Here is a 743-nt window from a genome sequence, read left to right on the forward strand (position 1 = left end):
TCTTCCTGCTCCTCTGCATCAACAGTCTTTCCCCTCGCGGACATAACTTGTCTCTAAACTGATCGGGATCTGTTAGCAAGCTAAGCGTATAATGTGATGCATATCGCATCTTTTTTCTGGCTTCGCTATGTCCGCAATCCCGGCGTTAACCAATGCCCAATTGAACAAACGTATTATCTCTGTCGTGATCTTCACCTTCTTCTGCTATCTGTCTATCGGCCTGCCGCTGGCGGTATTGCCGGGCTACGTGCATAACCAGCTGGGCTACAGCTCGTTTATTGCCGGGCTGATTATCAGCCTGCAATACTTTGCCACGCTGATCAGCCGACCGCAGGCCGGGCGTTATGCTGATCTGCTGGGGCCGAAAAAAGTGGTGCTGGTGGGGCTGATCCTCTGCGGCGCCAGCGGGCTGTTTACGCTGCTAGCGGTGCTGATAGATGCCTCACCGCTGACCAGCCTGCTGCTGCTGGCTGTGGGGCGCGTGGTGTTAGGCTTTGGTGAAAGCCTCACTGCAACCGGATCGATCCTCTGGGGCATCAACGTGGTGGGCACCGTGCAGAGTGCTCGGGTAATCTCGTGGAATGGCGTGGCGACCTATCTGGCAATGGCAATGGGGGCTCCGCTGGGCGTGATGCTGAATGTGCTGTTCGGCATCCCCGGTTTTGCCGTGTTGATCATGCTGATGGCCGCTTTTGGCTACTGGCTGGCGACCCAACGCCCGGCGATTCAGGTACAAGTGGGGC

Annotated in this window: 1 protein-coding gene; it reads left to right on the plus strand. The window is 56.7% G+C overall.

From position 1 onward, the window contains the following. Positions 1-127: 127 nt before the first annotated feature. The coding region (locus WH277_RS02295) for an MFS transporter (RefSeq protein ID WP_339504178.1) at positions 128-743 on the plus strand (616 nt) is incomplete at its 3' end.

It is taken from the genome of Erwinia sp. MYb416 (genome assembly GCF_037479575.1).
GTDB lineage: Bacteria > Pseudomonadota > Gammaproteobacteria > Enterobacterales > Enterobacteriaceae > Erwinia > Erwinia rhapontici.